This window comes from Methylobacterium nonmethylotrophicum, from assembly GCF_004745635.1.
Classification (GTDB): Bacteria; Pseudomonadota; Alphaproteobacteria; order Rhizobiales; family Beijerinckiaceae; genus Methylobacterium; species Methylobacterium nonmethylotrophicum.
In genome coordinates this window covers 1-15,028 of the sequence record NZ_SRLB01000008.1, presented here as the reverse complement: position 1 = coordinate 15,028, position 15,028 = coordinate 1, and the positions used below count along the sequence as shown (strand labels likewise).

Sequence of the window (15,028 nt, the reverse complement as noted above, 5' to 3'; positions counted from 1 at the left end):
GCGGGCTCAGCCAGCCCGCACCGCGCGGGCTCAGCCAGCCCGCGCCAGGATCAGGTCGGTGGCCGCCGAGACGACCCGGTTGCGGCCGGTGGTCTTGGCCTCGTAGAGCGCGATGTCGGCGCGCTTGAGCAGGCCGCCGGTGGTCTCGCCCTCCGACCAAGTGCTGACGCCGAAGCTCGCAGTGAGCTGCACCGGGCCGCGCTGGCCCTTGAAGCGCAGCTGCGTGCAGCGCAGCCGCAGGCGCCCGGCGGCGGCCTCGGCCTCCTCCAGGCCGCGCCCGGGCAGAGCGACGGCGAATTCCTCGCCGCCCAGGCGCCCGGCGATGCCGCCCGCTTCCGCCAGCAGCTCCTGGGCGACGCCCCGGATCGCCGTGTCGCCGACCTCGTGGCCGTGCTGGTCGTTGATGGCCTTGAAGTGGTCGATGTCGACCAGGATCACCGACAGCCGGCCGTGGGCGCCGGCCCGGTCGGTCGCCTCGCCGACCCGCTGCAGGAAGGCGCGGCGGTTGAGGAGCCCGGTCAGGGCGTCGGTCTCGGCGAAGCGGATCAGCTCGCGCTGCATCCCGGTCATCCGCTCGGCGGCGCGCAGGCGGGCATAGAGCTCCTCCGGGCCCGGCGGCTTGTCGATGAAGTCGTCCGAGCCGCTGTCGAGCGCCTCCGCCAGGTTGCGGGCGTTGCGGGCCGACGACATGGTGATGATGTAGAGCGGCCGGTGGGCGTCCGCGAGGAGGCGGGCCGACCAGCACAGCTCGAGGCCGCTGAGCGGCCGGACCTCGAGGCTGGTGATCAGGGCGGTGACCGACGCGTTGTCGGTGATGAAATCGAGCGCCTCGCGCGAATCCGTGAACGCATCCACGGTATGCCCGCGGGGTGTCAGGAGCCCGCTGATGACCTTGAGCACCACCCGGCTCGGATCGACGACGACGATGTGCATGACGCCCCCCGGCAGGGAGACCCGCCCCCGCTTCCCGCGCCCACGTTGCGCGCGAGAGTTTAACGCCGCCTCAAGGCGATGCGCGCAATCGCGGAACTGATCATGACGCAGCGTAAGATGGTCCCTGTCACGCCGGACGGGCGCTACATCGTGGTGCGCGGGCGGCTGTGGCGGCGCAGCGATCCGGGCCTGCCGGCGGATCGCCGCGAGGCCCTGGTGCACGACCTGATGCGGGCCCGCCGCGCCGTGCGCGACGCCAAGGCCGCGGGCGGCGCAGGCCTGGCCGAGGCCCGCGCCGCGGTCGATGCCGCCAAGCACGGCCTCGGCGAGCGCGGCCCGCCCTGGTGGACCGACGGGGCGCCGGACTACACCCGGCACCTCGCCCGCACCACGCCCTACGCGGCGTGGTTCGCCGCGCTCGAGGCGTGAGCGGCCCTCAATACTCCCAGAAGATCCGCTGCAGCTCCTTGGTGTCGCTGGTCTTGGTGAGCGCGACCGCCGCCAGGATCTTGGCCTTCTGCGGGTTGAGGTCGTGGGCCACCACCCAGTCGTACTGGTCGTCGGGCTGCTCGGCGTTGCGCAGCACGAAGCCGTCGCCGACGCGCGCGGACCGGATGATCAGCGTGCCCTTGGCGCGCAGGTCCTTGAGCGTGTCGACGAGGTAGCCCGCCACCGAGCCGTTGCCGGTGCCCGCATGCACGATCGCCTTGGCGCCGGCCTGCACCGCGGCCGTATACGGCGCCGGGTTCATGTTGCCCGAGCCGTACACGATCGCGACCTCCGGCAGGGCGTCGATCGCGTCGATGTCGAACTCCGACGCAGTGCCGTGGCGCTTCACGGGCGCGCGGAACCAGTAGGTCTTGCCCTCGACCACCATGCCGAGCGGGCCCCACTGGCTCGAGAAGGCGCTCGGCTTGATGTTGACGCGCTTCGTCACGTCGCGGCCGGCCTGGATCTCGTCGTTCATCGTCACAAGGACGCCCTTGGCCCGAGAGGCCGGGCTCGCCGCGGTGGCGACCGCGTCGGCGAGGTTGAGGGCACCGTCGGCGGAGAGCGCGGTCGAGGGCCGCATCGAGCCGACGACCACGATCGGCTTGTCGCTTCGGACCACGAGGTCGAGGAAGAGCGCGGTCTCCTCCAGGGTGTCTGTGCCGTGGGTGATGACGACGCCGTCGACGTCGTCCTGCTTCAGCAGCGCCGAGACGCGCTTGGCCAGCTGGACCAGCTGCGCGTTGGTGAAGCTCTCGGAGGCGATCTGAAACACCTGCTCGCCGCGCACGTTGGCGAGCTCGCTCAAGGACGGCACGGCGGCGATCAGCTTGTCCACCGGCACCTTGGCGGCCTGGTAGGTGGCGCTGTTGCTGGCGTCCGCCCCGGCGCCCGCGATGGTGCCGCCGGTGGCCAGGATCACCACGTTGGCTTTTCGGGGGGAGGCCGGCGCGGTCGTCGCGGTCGTCGGCATCTCGCGGGCGAAGACGGGGCCGGCGAGCGGCAGACCGGCGAGCAGCAGGGCCGCGAGGGCGGGCAGGAGGGTGGGGCCGGGACGGCGCATGGTCGGGTCCTTCGTCGGGGATCGGACGATCCGAGCCGGTATCAAACCCGGCGGTTCCCCGCCAGCGCCGCGGCCGCTCCGGGATGCGCCATGCCGCAGGGACCGGGATGATGAACCGGCAACTTTTCCCAGAATCAGGCGTTTTCTGGATACGCGACGCTGAGCGTCCCGCACCAGCGGATACTGGCAAGCCCCACGCCTCAGGAAACAATCATGTCCGAGACTCAGGACATTCTCAAGCCGCGCTTCGCGCAGCACATCGACATCCACTGCCCCGATGACCGTGCCTACTGGGCGGGACAATTCGGGGTGACCGGTGAGGAGCTTCGGGACGCCGTCAAGATCGTCGGCTCCCGGGTCTCGACCGTGGCGGCGCATCTCGGCCGTCAGGCGGCGTAGTTTTGTTCAGATATCGGGCGCCGCGGGCTGGAGACGGTCCGCGGCGCTTCTGTCGTCGCCGCCGGTTCGGCGCACAGGCATCCGCAACCCTCCGGGTCATCAGCTCAGGCTCGCAGCCAGTGCGAAACTGAGTCGATCATCCGGAGCGCGCGATGCGAATTCCACTTGATCTGTTCCGATGCGAACAAGGCTCGGGATTCCCTCTCCCGTGCGGGTGGACAGACCGGGGACCGGTTTACCCCCGCAAGACCGCCTCCACCCCCGCGGCGATCTCGAGGAGCCGCCGGTCCTGGCCGTGGCGGGCGAGCAGCATCAGGCCGACCGGCTTGGCCTGGCCCGGGAGCGGCAGCGAGATCCCGGTGAGGTCGAACAGGTTCCCCACCATGGTGTTGCGCAGCATCAGGATGTTGGTCCGCGTAAAGACCGCGTCGTCGTCGGCCACGGAGGCGATGCTGGGGGCCGGGATCGCCGTCGCCGGGAGGGCCAGCACGTCGAGGGGCGCGAGGCGCTCGTCGGCGGCCGCGATCAGGTCGACGCGGGCGCGCATCATCCGGATATAGGCCGCGGCCGTCACGGTGCGGCCGCGGCTGATCCGGGCGTGGACCCGCGGGTCGAAGGCCGCTTCCTCGGCGTCGAGCCAGTCGGCATGGACCTCCGCCGCCTCGACCGCGGCGATCGGGCCGGCCGCCGTCGCCTCGGCCATGCGGGCGAGGAGGTCGTCGAAGGGGGTCTCGCCGATCCGGGCGCCGGCGGCGCTCAAGGTGGAGAGGGCGGCCTCGAAGGCCTGCGCCACCATCGGGTCGGTCTCGGTGAAGAGAAGGCCGCGGGGCACGCCGACCCGCAGGTCGCGCAACGGCGCGGCCTTGAGGGGGCGATAGTCCTCGCCCGCCATCACGGCGTCGGCCGCCGCGCAGGCCTCGACGCTGCGGGCGAGCGGGCCGATCGAGTCGAGCGAGGGCGAGAGCGGGAAGGCGCCGGCGAGCGGCACCCGGCGGGCGGTCGGCTTGAACCCGACCACGCCGTTGAGCGCCGCCGGGATGCGGACCGAGCCGCCGGTATCGGTGCCGATGGCGATGTCGCTGGTGCCCAGGGCCGCCGAGACGCCGGCGCCGGAGGACGAGCCGCCCGGCACCAGGCTCGGATCGGCGGCGTTGCCGGGATTGCCCCAGTGCGGGTTGAGGCCCAGCCCCGAGAAGGCGAACTCGGACATGTTGGTCTTGGCCAAGATGACCGCGCCGGCCCGGCGCAGGCGCGCGACGACCGGGGCGTCCTGGAGAGCGGCCTCCGCCTTGCGCCGGATCGAGGAGCCGGCGGTCGTCGCCTCGCCCTGGACGTCGAACAGGTCCTTGATCGACACGATGGCGCCGTCGAGCGCCCCGAGGGTGAGGCCGGCCTTGCGCCGGGCGTCGGCGGCGTCGGCGGCGGCGCGGGCGGCCTCGGGGTAGAGCTTGGTGAAGACGTGGCGGCTCGCCGGCTCCTCGATCAGGGCGAGGCGGCGTTCCAGGTCGTCCCTGATCGGATGATCTTGGCGAACGGTGCTCATGAATCGGTCTCCAGGGAGGGCGGACGGGGAGGGGGCACAGCGTGGCGTCGGCGCGGGCGGCTGGCCAGCAGGATCCCGCCGTTCCAGCCGACATTGATCACGAGGGCGAGCGGCAGGGCGAGGGCGGGCCCGAACCGCTCGATCGTGAGGGCGAGGGCGACCAGGGCCGCCACGAAGCCCAGAAGCCCCGGAAGGCTTAAGGTCAGCACCGTCGCGGTCGCCGCCCCGCCGATGCGCGGATGCAGGATCACCGCCAGGCTCACCATCACCACCGGCGCGAAGGCCAGGATGCCGGCGGCCCCCGGGCCCGCGAGCCGCCCGGCCAGCACCACCGCGACGACGAGGGCCATGACGATGCCGGCCCGGACCAGGACGTCGCCCGCCCGCTTCGGGCGCCCCGGCAGCGGGCCGCCCGCGCGGAAGGAGCGGCAGGCGCCGATGCAGGCGAGGATCACCAGGGTGGTGACGAGCCCCGCGATCCACAGGCCGCCGCCGAGGCGGTTCAGCAGAAGGGCCGCGGCGATCCAGACCGCGAGCGCCGCCGCGAGCGAGGCCGCGACGCCGTGCCGGCGGGCGGCGCCCGCATAGGTCGCGATGAACAGGGCGGTGGCGGCGATGGCCGGCAGGCTCGCCACCGCGCTGTCGCGCAGGAAGGCGGCGTCGTGGTCGAGGGCCAGGAAGGTGTAGGCCGGTCCCGCCGAGAGCGGCAGGGTCGCGATCATCGCGCCGACGAGGGGCCCGGCCCGCTCGACCGCCAGCGAGGCGAGGACCACGATCGCGGCGCTCGCCCCCATCTTGGCGAGGAGCGCCGCCCAGAAGGCAGCGTCCCCGATCCCGGCGAGTGCGGTCACGACCCCCATCGCGGGCTCAGGCCACCACCGGCAGCACGGCGATGTCGTAGCCGTGGGTCAGCGTCCGCCCGAGCACCGGGTCCTCGAGTTCCATCTCGAAGCGCGAGGCCGGGCGAATGCCGCCGATCGCTCCGAGCGTGCCGCAAAACATCACCGTGCCGGGAGGCAGATCCGGCCCGCCGGGGCGGCGCGCCAGGAGGTCGGCCGGCATGCGCAAAGCCGTCAGCCGGCCCTCCTGGTAGAGCACCCGCTCGCCGTCGATCGTCGCGTGGGCGCGCAGGATCAGGTCGTCCCAGTGCGGCGCGACCTCGTCGAGGCGCCACAGGCCGGTACCGACCGGCTTGCCGCAGAGCTGCTTGGAGAGCGCGATGCCGACGGTCTCGGCCTTGCGGTCGGTGTGGTCGGAGCCGAGGCCGAGCCAGGGCCCGTCGGCGAGCGACACGATCACCGGCTCCGCCTCGCCCGAGGAATCGGGGCCCAGCACCTCGAGGCGGGGCGCTTGCGTCAGCGTCGCGGCGGCGGCCCGGTAATAGACCGGGACCGAGGAGGGCGGCGGCACGCCGATCGCCGCGAGTTCCTCGATGTGGTGGCGGATCGCCGCCTCGTCCCGCCCGGCCCAGCCGGCGATCACCAGCGCCTCGGGCGCGAGCGCGATCGTGTCCCGCCGCCCGGCGGCCTCGCGATGGAAGGTCAGCATGGTCACTCTCCCGTTCACTCGGCGGCGGCCAGGTCGGCGGCCGCACCCTCGCGCCAGCGGGCGAAGCCGAGGACCAGGAGGCCCGCCAGCAATTCGAGGCCGGCCACGACGTACAGCCCGTTGGTCGAGGCGCCGGTCAGCGTGTTCGACAGGCCGACGACATAGGGGGCGACGAAGCCCGCGAGGTTGCCGATCGCATTGATCGCCGCGATCGACCCGGCGGCGGCCGTGCCGGCCAGGAAGGTCTGCGGCAGCGACCAGAAGACCGGGAAGGCCGCCAGGATGCCGATCGCCGCGACGGTGAGCGCCAGGAAGGCCGGCACCGCCTGGCCCATCAGCGCCCCGGTGGCGGCGAGGCCCGCGGCGGCGACGAGGCTGGCGACCGCGCAGTGCAGCCGGCGCTCGCCGGTGCGGTCGGAATGGGCCCCCGTCCAGACCATCGCGATCGTGCCGGCGACGAACGGCACGGCGGCCAGGAAGCCGATCGCGATCGCGCCCTGCACGCCGATCTCCTTGATGATCGAGGGCGTCCAGAACGCGATCGTGGCGTTGCCGCTGACGATGCAGAAGTAGATCAGCGCGCAGAGCCAGACCCGGCCGTCCCGGAGCGCCGCCCGGAAGCTCGCCTGCTTGCCGGCGGCGCGCCCTTCCGCCTCGACCCGTGCGCTCATCGCGGCGGCGACCTCGGGCGAGAGCCAAGCCGCGTCCTTCGGCCGGTCGGGCAGGAAGGCGAGCACGGCGGCGCCCGCGACCAGCGACGGGATGCCCTCGAGGATGAACAGCCACTGCCAGTTGGCCATGCCGCCGACGCCCCCCATCGTGCCCATGATCAGCCCGGCGAGCGGCCCGCCGACCACGCCCGCGATGGCGAACGAGGTCATGAACAGGCCGTTGATGCGCGAGCGCCTCGCGCTCGGGAACCAGTAGGTCAAGTAGAGCACCACGCCCGGGAAGAACCCGGCCTCGAACACCCCGAGCAGGAAGCGGATGGCGTAGAACGCCCATTCCGAACGCACGAAGGCGAGGCTCATCGAGGCGAGCCCCCACAGGATGGTGATGCGCGCCAGCGTCTTGCGGGCGCCGATGCGCTCGAGCAGCAGGTTGCTCGGCACCTCGAACAGGAAGTAGCCGATGAAGAAGATGCCGGCGCCGAAGCCGTAGACCGCCTCGCTGAATTGCAAGTCGGACAGCATCTGCAGCTTGGCGAAGCCGACATTCACCCGGTCGATCCAGGCCAGGATGAACAGGAAGACCAAGAACGGGATCAGCCGCAGGGTCGCCCTGCGATAGCCTTCGTCCACTGCGTGCGCGCTCACCTCGTCCACCCTCGTCATCGCTCTTCTCCCGCGGTCCGCTCGCGGCCGCTTCGGCGTGTGGTTCTGCAAGTACCATGCCTGTGATATTTCACAAGCCGTGCTAGAGGGAACTCGAGTGAGCGGAGCGGTCTCGGTGGCGGAAGCGCGAGCAGGTTCGGGCCCAGCCTTGTCGCAGAACGAGCGCGCCTACCGGCGGCTGAAGGACGACATCGTCTCCCTGCGGCTGAAGCCCGGCGACGCCCTGAACGAGGCCGGCCTCTGCGCCGAGCTGGGCTTAGGCCGCACGCCGGTGAACCAGGCCCTGCACCGACTGATGCACGAGGGGCTGGTGCGGATCCTGCCCCGCAAGGGCGTGCTGGTGCAGCCGCTCTCGATGGACGAGTTCGCCCACCTGATCGAGGTGCGCCGCCTGACCGAGCCGCCCTGCGCCGCGCTCGCCGCCGGGCGGATCGGGTCCGAGGCGCTGGCGCAGCTCGACGCCGTGCTGGCGGCCCGGCCGGACGGTCTCGATGCGATCCTCGAGGCGGACCGCCGCTTCCACGCGCTCATCGCCGAGGCTTCCGGCAACCGGGTGCTCGCCGAGGTGCTGGCCGGGCTGCATGGCCGCTCGGTGCGGTTCTGGGCCCTGTCGCTCGCCACCGGCCACCACCTCGCCGAGGTGGCCGAGGAGCATGCGGTGATCCGCGACGCCTTGCGGCGGCGCGACCCGGACGCGGCGGCGGCGGCGATGAGCGCCCACATAGAGTCCTTCGCCCGCACCCTGGCGTCGCGGCTCGGCTGAGGCGCGCGCGAGGCCGCACGCGCCCTATAGCCATGCCGCCCCTCCCCGGGGCATAGATGCGCCGCCATCCGGGGAGTCACGCGACCGATGACCGACATCCGCCCCCGCCGCAGTGCCCTCCTGGTGCCGGCCACCGCGACCGCCCTCGCGGGGGCGCGGTCCGAGCCCGCCGACGCCCTGATCCTCGACCTCGCCGATTCGCTCCCTCCCGCCGACAAGGAGGCGGGGCGCGCCCGTCTCGCCGCCTGGCTGACGCAGGGCGGCTTCGCCGCCGCCGAGGTGGTGGTGCGGGTCAACGGCCTCGACACGCCCTGGGGCGAGGCCGACCTCGCGGCGGTGGCGGAAGGCGGCCCCGACGCCGTGCTGGTGCCGCGGGTCGAGGAGCCGGAGGACCTGGCCGGGATCGGCAGCCGCCTGCGCCGCCTCCACGCCCCGGAGCGAGTCCGGCTCTGGGCCGGCCTCGACACGCCGCTCGGGATCCTGGCGGCCGAGGCGGTGGCGAGCGCGGTGCGCGACGTCGACGCGCGGCTGGCCTGCCTGGTGGTCGATGCCGGCGCGCTCGCCCGCGAGGGCCGGCTGCCGCCGGGCGCGCCGGAGGCCGGGCCGCTCCTCGCCTGGCTCGCCACGGCGCTGGCGGCCGCCCGCGCCCACGACCTCGACGTGCTCCTCGACCCCGCCGACCGCCTCGACATCGGCCGCGCCCGCGGCCTCGGCTTCGACGGGGCCGTCGTGGCCTCGCCGGCCGGCGCGCGCCGGGCCGAAGCGGCCTTCGCCCCCGATGCCGACGCGCTCGCCGCCGCGCGGGCGCTCGTCGCGGCCTTCGACGCGCCGGCGGGACGGGGCCAGGCGGGGGTCGCCCATCTCGGCCGTACGGTGCTGCGGCGGGAGGCCGACGAGGCGCGCCGGCTCGTCGGCCTCGCGGAGGCGGTGGCGGCCCGCCCGGGACACAGGCCATGAGCGGCCTCGACGCGGGACACAGGCCATGAGCGGCCTCGACGTCGCGGTGCGGATCCTCGATCCCCGCCTGCCCGGCTGGGGGTTTCCGCGCTGGGGCTCGGCGCTCGCCGCCGGGCTCGACCTCCATGCCTGCCTCGACGAGACCCTGGAGCTGGCGCCGCAAGCACCGCCGGTCCTGATCCCGGCCGGCTTCGCCCTGGCGATCCGGGATCCCGGCTGGTGCGCGATGGTCTATCCGCGCTCGGGCCTCGGCCACCGGGAGGGGCTCGTCCTCGGCAACACCGTCGGGGTGATCGACGCGGATTACGAGGGCCCGCTGATGATCTCGGCCTGGAACCGCAACCCGCCGGGGAGCGTGCCCCTCAGGATCGCGCCGGGCGAGCGCATCGCGCAAGCCGTGTTCACCCGGGTGGGGCGGCCGTCCCTGCGGGTCGTCGAGGCCTTTCCGGATGCGCAAGCCGCCGGCCGCGGTGCTGGCGGCTTCGGCTCCACCGGCCGGGGCTGACGCGCGCTTGGACGCGCGCGCGCCAGCCCCGGCCTCCCCGCGCCGGCCCGAGCCGGCCTCGGCGCTGGCGCCGCCGCGCCTCGCCCTGGCGCTCGCCGCCATGGTCGACATCGCGCTCCACGCGCGGCCCCAGCCGGTGAGCGCCAAGGCGCTCGCGGCGCGCCACGCCCTGCCGCCCCGGCACCTCGAGGCGGTGCTTCAGGCGCTGGTGCATCACGGCCTGCTCAAGGGCCTGCGCGGGCCGCATGGCGGCTACGAGCTCGCCCGCGAGCGCCGGCGCATCAGCGCCGGTGACATCGCCCGGGCGGTCCTGGGGCCGGGCGCCGCGGCGGCTCCCGATCCCGCCGACGGCGGCTCGGCCGTCACCGGCTCGGCCGGCACCGGCTTGGCCGGCCTCGTGGTCGCGCCCCTGGTGGCGGAGGCGGCGGGGGCGTATCTTGCGGCGCTCGATGCGGTAACGGTGGAGGATCTCTGCGGGCGCGCCGAGGCCGCCCAGGTCGCCGGCCCACGGGCCGGCCCGGATTTCACCATCTAGGCACGCTCGCCCGGTACGCAGGGACCGGGAAGAAATCGTTGCCGTCTCAGCATGTTGCGTCGGATCGGCGGACGGGCTCCGGATCCGCCCCGCCGCACCGAAGCTTAAAGAACGCTTTATCAAATTGCGGCAGTTTGAGGCATCATCGGGCGCGGAAAGGAATCGCCGGGACCATGACCAACGCAGCCGATCCCGCCGTCGTGGTCGTCACGGCCCGGCCCGATCCCGGCGGGCTGACACGGCTGTTCGCGGCGCCGGCCCTGGCGCTGGCCGAGGGGAGCCAGGCGCTCGCCGCCCTCGCGCGCGGCGCCGCGGATCTCGTGGTGGTCGAGGACCGGCCCGGCCTCGATGCGGTCGCGCTGATCCGCGCCCTGCGCCTGCGGCCGCACCTCGCCCACACGGCGATCCTGCTCATCGCCGACGACGACCCGGCGGAAACCCGCCGCCGGGCGCTCGAGGCCGGCGCCACCGACGTGGTCCTGCCCCCGCTCGACGCCTCGGACCTGGCTTTGCGCGGCCGCAACCTGATCGCGCTCGCCCGCGCGCAGGGCGCCGTCGAGAGCCAGGCCCGGACGCTCGCCCGCGAGGTCGAGCGGGCGGCCGCCGAGAGCCAGGAGCGCGAGCGCGAGATCATCCGCCGGCTGATGCTGGCCGCCGAGTTCCGCGACGACCAGGCCGGCGACCACCTGACCCGGGTGGCGGGCTGCGTGCTCGCCATCGCGGATGGGCTCGGCCTGTCGGAGGAGGAGGGCAACGACATCGCGCTGGCCTCGACCATGCACGACATCGGCAAGATCGGCGTCGCCGACTCGATCCTGCGCAAGCCCGGGCCGCTCACCGAGCCCGAGCGGTTCGAGATGATGCAGCATGCGCTCCGCGGCTACCAATTGCTCCACGACAGCCCGTCCCGCCTCCTGCGCCTCGCCGCCGAGATCGCGCTCACCCATCACGAGCGCTGGGACGGCGCCGGCTACCCGCAAGGCCTCAAGGGCACCGAGATCCCGCTGCCCGGCCGCATCACGGCGGTGGCCGACGTGTTCGACGCCCTGATCTCGGCGCGGGTCTACAAGCCGGGCTGGCCGCTCGAGCGGGCGCGGCGCTTCCTCGAGGAGCAGTCCGGCGCCCAGTTCGACCCGGACTGCGTCGCGGCCTTCCTGTCGCGGTGGGACGATGTCGTGGCGCTGGTGGAGGAGCGGCCGGCGGATCGGGCGGCGTGAGGGGTGCGGTAGCGCCCACCACCCTATTGTGCCGGGGCCGCCCTTGAACGGGCCGCTGATCTGCGCGGCAATCCGGCTGCCGTGGAAGCCGCCCGGTTGGGGAGGGCTTGCCTGTCGCCGACGAAGCACACGTACATCGGCCCGGCATGGCGCGCGACATTACCAGCGAGCGCCGCGAAGGTCGCTGGTGGGCTCGGGATGCCTAGGCCACGCGCTCTGCCCGCCAGTGCATGCCGACCACGTCAAGATGAGGCATCCGGCCTTTTTACTCGTACAACGAACCGCCATAGGCTGGCACAATGGCGCCCGGGTCCGGTGTCGTCTGGGCGCAGGTAGTGGGCTGGCGGTCAGTATATTTCCAACGCCCGCTGGTGTCGCATGGTGTCGGCGACGTTCTCATTCCCGGCATCTCTCTTGCCATCCCTCACCATCGTCCGCATGTTATGGAAGCGAACCCGTGCATCCAGTGCAATCAGGCGCTGGATCTAACACCGACCGGGGCTCCGGTGATGAATCTGTTATCAAAGAGACAAGAAATGGTGTTGCTTTCTGAAGCGTCAGACGCGTTCCAGGCGCTTGGCGCAGACATTGAGCGTGAGCTTGCAACCGGAGATGCACCAAATAGCGTCGTCGAAAAAACTGGCTTTTGCAGACGGATTCTAATTGAATCAAGCAAATTGAGCTTATTGCCGACTTTATCTCCTCTTAGCTTGGGTCATTGTGTAGTTTTTAGTAGAGAATATGTAAATAATATTTCATCTCTGATATTAAAGTATCCTGGGTCAGAAAATGAAATTACCGCGATGATAAATAATCATCAAGTGGTTTTTGGCGAGTCAATATTATTCGAGCACGGAATGTCGCCATTTTTTGACTCGCTTGCATGCGGCGTGACAAGGGCTCATTTCCATTTGTTTCCAGATCAAGAGTTAGATTTTTTGCGCTTGATAAATGACATATCTGGCGATCTGGGCGAATATAGTGCATATAATCCATGGCCTCATATTCAATATTCAAATCATGAGTATCTTGCTATCCACTCAAATCGGTACGGGAGCTACATATGGCATCGCACAAACATACCTTCACAAATTGTAAGGAAATATATTTGCATTCAACAGGGCCGTGACGTTTGGGATTGGAAAAAAATGTTTGGCTGGAAGGACATGACAGCAACTATGCTCACTTGGAAACAGGCGGCGACTATACCATGACGCATCGCTTTGTTGTGCGCTTCTTCTCACCTGAAGAAGAGAAGTTATTTGCGCAGTGTCTGGAAGATATGCCATTTTCCGATGATGTTATTGTCCAACAGCTTGGTCGCATAGGATTTTCTGGCGCAAAAGTATTCATGTTCTTTCCAAGCGGTGAAAATTCGCGGCCGCATGTTGGAAAGATACATACTAACAGGGGCATCGAACGAGAGATAGAAGGTCTCAAAATTGCCTTCAATTATTATGAAGACGCTGGCCAACGCACCTTCGACGTCAGAAATGATACAGAAGGAATGATTGCGATTCCTTTAATTGGTGCGGCCAGCGCCGACGGGCGGTTGCCCTCTGTTACAGAGTTAAAAGATCTTTTATTTGCAAAATCAGAAAACCCAGATGCAACACCAGGAAGTGATGCGTTCTACTTTAAATCTCACGACGAAGTTCTTTCAATCATCGACGGCATTTACAAAAGTTGTTGCGGGCGAGCGCTTGCTGCCACCTCAGTTGAGGGCCGCATATTGGGAGAAGAGTACGAGTGGTATATAAGAAAAAATGTAACCGAGCCAATGCTTCGATGTTTCTTGGGAAATATGCATGCCGAAGCAGAAATCCATATTTTTGGTTATAAATTTAAAAATCCTCTTATAAAAGTTAAGGAATTACTTGCAACAAGAAGAATGCTGCCGCTTTCGGTTGTTCACGGAGATCTTCATCCTTCTAACGTAGTATTGGATATCAGAGGAAATCCGCACCTGCTTGATTTTACGTGGTGTAGACCGTCTTCTCATGTTTTAAAAGACTTTCTTGTTATGGAATGTTCGATTCGTTTCCTGATGTTGCCTAAATATTTGAGCTGGGAGGCGAACTATCATATAAATAATACTTTTATGCATTTAGAAGAAGATGATATTTCCGAACTTAAAGCTAAGTTGATAGTATTGTCGGTCGATAATGAAACTATTGCTCACATCGAACGTTGTGCAAAAATAACTCAAAGAATTAGACAGCACGCTGCGGTAGCTTGTGGAACGAATTTTGACATTTGTGATTATATTGCATGTCAAGCGCTTGTGTTATATGGATTGATGAGGATCGAACGATACCCATTTGCTAATTGCGCTCTTGCGTTGGCACAGATGGGTCAGTTTCTTGTCGAGCGTGGATTCAAATCAAATGCGCCCTAAAGAACTCGAAGATGCCACTCTGACTGTCTCAGACTGGGGTGAGAAGAGAATAATTCGTGAAATTATCGCGCCACTTAGCAAAAGCGCGCGGCTGCGTGTTGGTGTAGGCGACGACGCAGCTGTTGTTAATTTTCCTCCAGGCCAGCATCTAGTTATATCCAGCGATAAAATTCCTGAGGATCTGCTATCGATCCAATTTGGATTAATGGATCCCTTCCATCATGGGCGATATTTGGCCATGGTCAATCTAAGCGACGTGGGCGCAATGGGCGCAAAGCCACTCGGCTTGCTTTCTACACTTGCTCTTCCGAATGATTTTAGTCTTTCATATCTATGGTCGTTTTTCGAAGGCTTTGTAGCTGGGGGAGCTGAATGGGACACTCCCGTAGTAGGGGGAGATACAGGCTGGGCTTCCGCGATTTGCCTTTCGGCGACAGCTTTTGGTTCGATCGAATCAGGGCGCGAAATAAAGAGAAGTGGTGCAAAAGTAGGTGATAGACTATTCGTTACCGGCAATGTTGGCGGCTTTGGCGCTGCTTTGGCTTACTTTGGAGTAGCTAAGCGCCAGGGTTTATCTCTTGAACCTGCGGAAGAAGAATGGCTTAAATCCAAGTTAATAAAACCGATTGCGAAGATCGACATTGGGCAGAAACTTTCAGCGTCAGGCGATTGCACCTCTTGTATGGATATAACAGATGGACTATATCAGTCTCTCGTAGAGTTAGTTCAAGCATCACAAGTTAAAATTGTTATAGACTATGATATGATACCAATCCATCCGACCGTGCGAAAAGTGTCCGAACTTATAAAATGTCCCATCGAAACAATTATTTTTGGCATTGGTCTCGATTTGGAATTAGTCGGAACAATCACTGGTCATGCAGCAATAAGTGAGCTTGGCGTCCATCTATTCGGAACAGTAGAAGATGGGCCGCCCGAGGTAGTTTTGAAACGTAACAATAAAATCGAAAAAATATCCACCAAAGGCTGGCAGCATTTCTCCGGATCGGCAATGGATATTGTTACATCGATGTATTCATCGAAATGACAAATTTTATTATGAATATACAGCAAAAATTCTAATGGAACAAAACCTGATATTATACCGTTTGGCAGAAAAGTTGGCGCCAAGTTAATTCTGGTATCCTAGAAATCGCATCTATGCCACAGAATTAGTCGGCCGTGAAGAACGGCTAAATCGTTGGAAGATCGCGCGGATTGGTTATGCACACGTCTTCGCGTGTGCAAGGGCTTGGCGTGGGTCAGCGGGTTTCCTTGCAAATTGCACGCGCGGCGAGGGCGTGATTCCCTGCTCCTGACGACGGGAGCGGGAGACGGGGCATG

General features: G+C 66.9%; 16 protein-coding genes. 10 read left to right on the top strand and 6 right to left on the bottom strand.

Going from position 1 to position 15,028, the window contains the following annotated elements:
• Positions 1-30: 30 nt before the first annotated feature.
• A complete protein-coding gene (locus tag EU555_RS12090; RefSeq protein WP_135414901.1) occupies positions 31-933 on the bottom strand; it encodes a GGDEF domain-containing response regulator in 903 nt (300 codons plus the stop codon).
• Between the two features lie 102 nt (positions 934-1,035).
• On the opposite strand from EU555_RS12090, the gene EU555_RS12085 reads away from it, so the two are divergent.
• Positions 1,036-1,362: a hypothetical protein gene (locus EU555_RS12085; protein WP_245524272.1), complete on the top strand. Its 327-nt coding sequence runs from the start codon at positions 1,036-1,038 to the stop codon at positions 1,360-1,362.
• Between the two features lie 7 nt (positions 1,363-1,369).
• On the opposite strand, the gene EU555_RS12080 is transcribed toward EU555_RS12085, so the two are convergent.
• Positions 1,370-2,485: an asparaginase gene (locus EU555_RS12080; RefSeq protein WP_135414900.1), complete on the bottom strand. Its 1,116-nt coding sequence runs from the start codon at positions 2,483-2,485 to the stop codon at positions 1,370-1,372.
• A 213-nt stretch (positions 2,486-2,698) separates the two neighbouring features.
• Between EU555_RS12080 and EU555_RS12075 the strand changes: the two genes are divergently transcribed.
• Positions 2,699-2,884, top strand: coding sequence for a DUF3606 domain-containing protein (locus EU555_RS12075; protein WP_135414899.1), 186 nt, complete (start codon positions 2,699-2,701; stop codon positions 2,882-2,884).
• A 235-nt stretch (positions 2,885-3,119) separates the two neighbouring features.
• Here EU555_RS12075 and EU555_RS12070 read toward each other — a convergent pair whose 3' ends face one another.
• The 4 genes from EU555_RS12070 to EU555_RS12055 are packed head-to-tail and all read right to left on the bottom strand — an operon-like array spanning position 3,120 to position 7,309.
• Entirely contained in the window at positions 3,120-4,427 is a 1,308-nt protein-coding gene (locus EU555_RS12070) for an amidase (protein ID WP_135414898.1), read from the bottom strand.
• Complete coding sequence (locus EU555_RS12065; protein ID WP_245524271.1) at positions 4,424-5,278, bottom strand: hypothetical protein; 855 nt, start codon at positions 5,276-5,278, stop codon at positions 4,424-4,426. Before EU555_RS12065 ends, EU555_RS12070 begins: the two co-directional genes overlap by 4 nt.
• Before the next feature lie 16 nt (positions 5,279-5,294).
• On the bottom strand, positions 5,295-5,975 hold the full coding sequence (locus EU555_RS12060; protein WP_135414896.1) for a DUF2848 domain-containing protein: 681 nt from the start codon (positions 5,973-5,975) through the stop codon (positions 5,295-5,297).
• A gap of 14 nt (positions 5,976-5,989) precedes the next feature.
• Complete coding sequence (locus tag EU555_RS12055; protein ID WP_135414895.1) at positions 5,990-7,309, bottom strand: MFS transporter; 1,320 nt, start codon at positions 7,307-7,309, stop codon at positions 5,990-5,992.
• A gap of 148 nt (positions 7,310-7,457) precedes the next feature.
• Between EU555_RS12055 and EU555_RS12050 the strand changes: the two genes are divergently transcribed.
• The 8 genes from EU555_RS12050 to thiL all read left to right on the top strand — a co-directional run bounded on the left by EU555_RS12050 (position 7,458) and on the right by thiL (position 14,732).
• The gene (locus EU555_RS12050; protein WP_245524270.1) at positions 7,458-8,072 is read left to right on the top strand and encodes a GntR family transcriptional regulator; all 615 of its coding nucleotides are present in this window, start codon (positions 7,458-7,460) and stop codon (positions 8,070-8,072) included.
• Between the two features lie 87 nt (positions 8,073-8,159).
• Entirely contained in the window at positions 8,160-9,029 is an 870-nt protein-coding gene (locus EU555_RS12045; protein WP_135414894.1) for an aldolase/citrate lyase family protein, read from the top strand.
• A gap of 25 nt (positions 9,030-9,054) precedes the next feature.
• On the top strand, positions 9,055-9,534 hold the full coding sequence (gene dut / locus EU555_RS12040) for a dUTP diphosphatase (RefSeq protein WP_135414893.1): 480 nt from the start codon (positions 9,055-9,057) through the stop codon (positions 9,532-9,534).
• A 100-nt stretch (positions 9,535-9,634) separates the two neighbouring features.
• On the top strand, positions 9,635-10,069 hold the full coding sequence (locus tag EU555_RS12035) for an RrF2 family transcriptional regulator (RefSeq protein WP_245524288.1): 435 nt from the start codon (positions 9,635-9,637) through the stop codon (positions 10,067-10,069).
• Between the two features lie 173 nt (positions 10,070-10,242).
• Positions 10,243-11,286 (top strand): HD-GYP domain-containing protein, encoded by a 1,044-nt coding sequence (locus EU555_RS12030; RefSeq protein WP_135414891.1) that lies wholly within the window; start codon positions 10,243-10,245, stop codon positions 11,284-11,286.
• A gap of 299 nt (positions 11,287-11,585) precedes the next feature.
• The gene (locus tag EU555_RS12025) at positions 11,586-12,500 is read left to right on the top strand and encodes a hypothetical protein (protein WP_135414890.1); all 915 of its coding nucleotides are present in this window, start codon (positions 11,586-11,588) and stop codon (positions 12,498-12,500) included.
• On the top strand, positions 12,497-13,684 hold the full coding sequence (locus EU555_RS12020; RefSeq protein WP_135414889.1) for a phosphotransferase: 1,188 nt from the start codon (positions 12,497-12,499) through the stop codon (positions 13,682-13,684). Before EU555_RS12025 ends, EU555_RS12020 begins: the two co-directional genes overlap by 4 nt.
• Entirely contained in the window at positions 13,674-14,732 is a 1,059-nt protein-coding gene (gene thiL / locus EU555_RS12015) for a thiamine-phosphate kinase (protein ID WP_167858522.1), read from the top strand. Before EU555_RS12020 ends, thiL begins: the two co-directional genes overlap by 11 nt.
• The last annotated feature ends 296 nt before the right edge of the window (positions 14,733-15,028 follow it).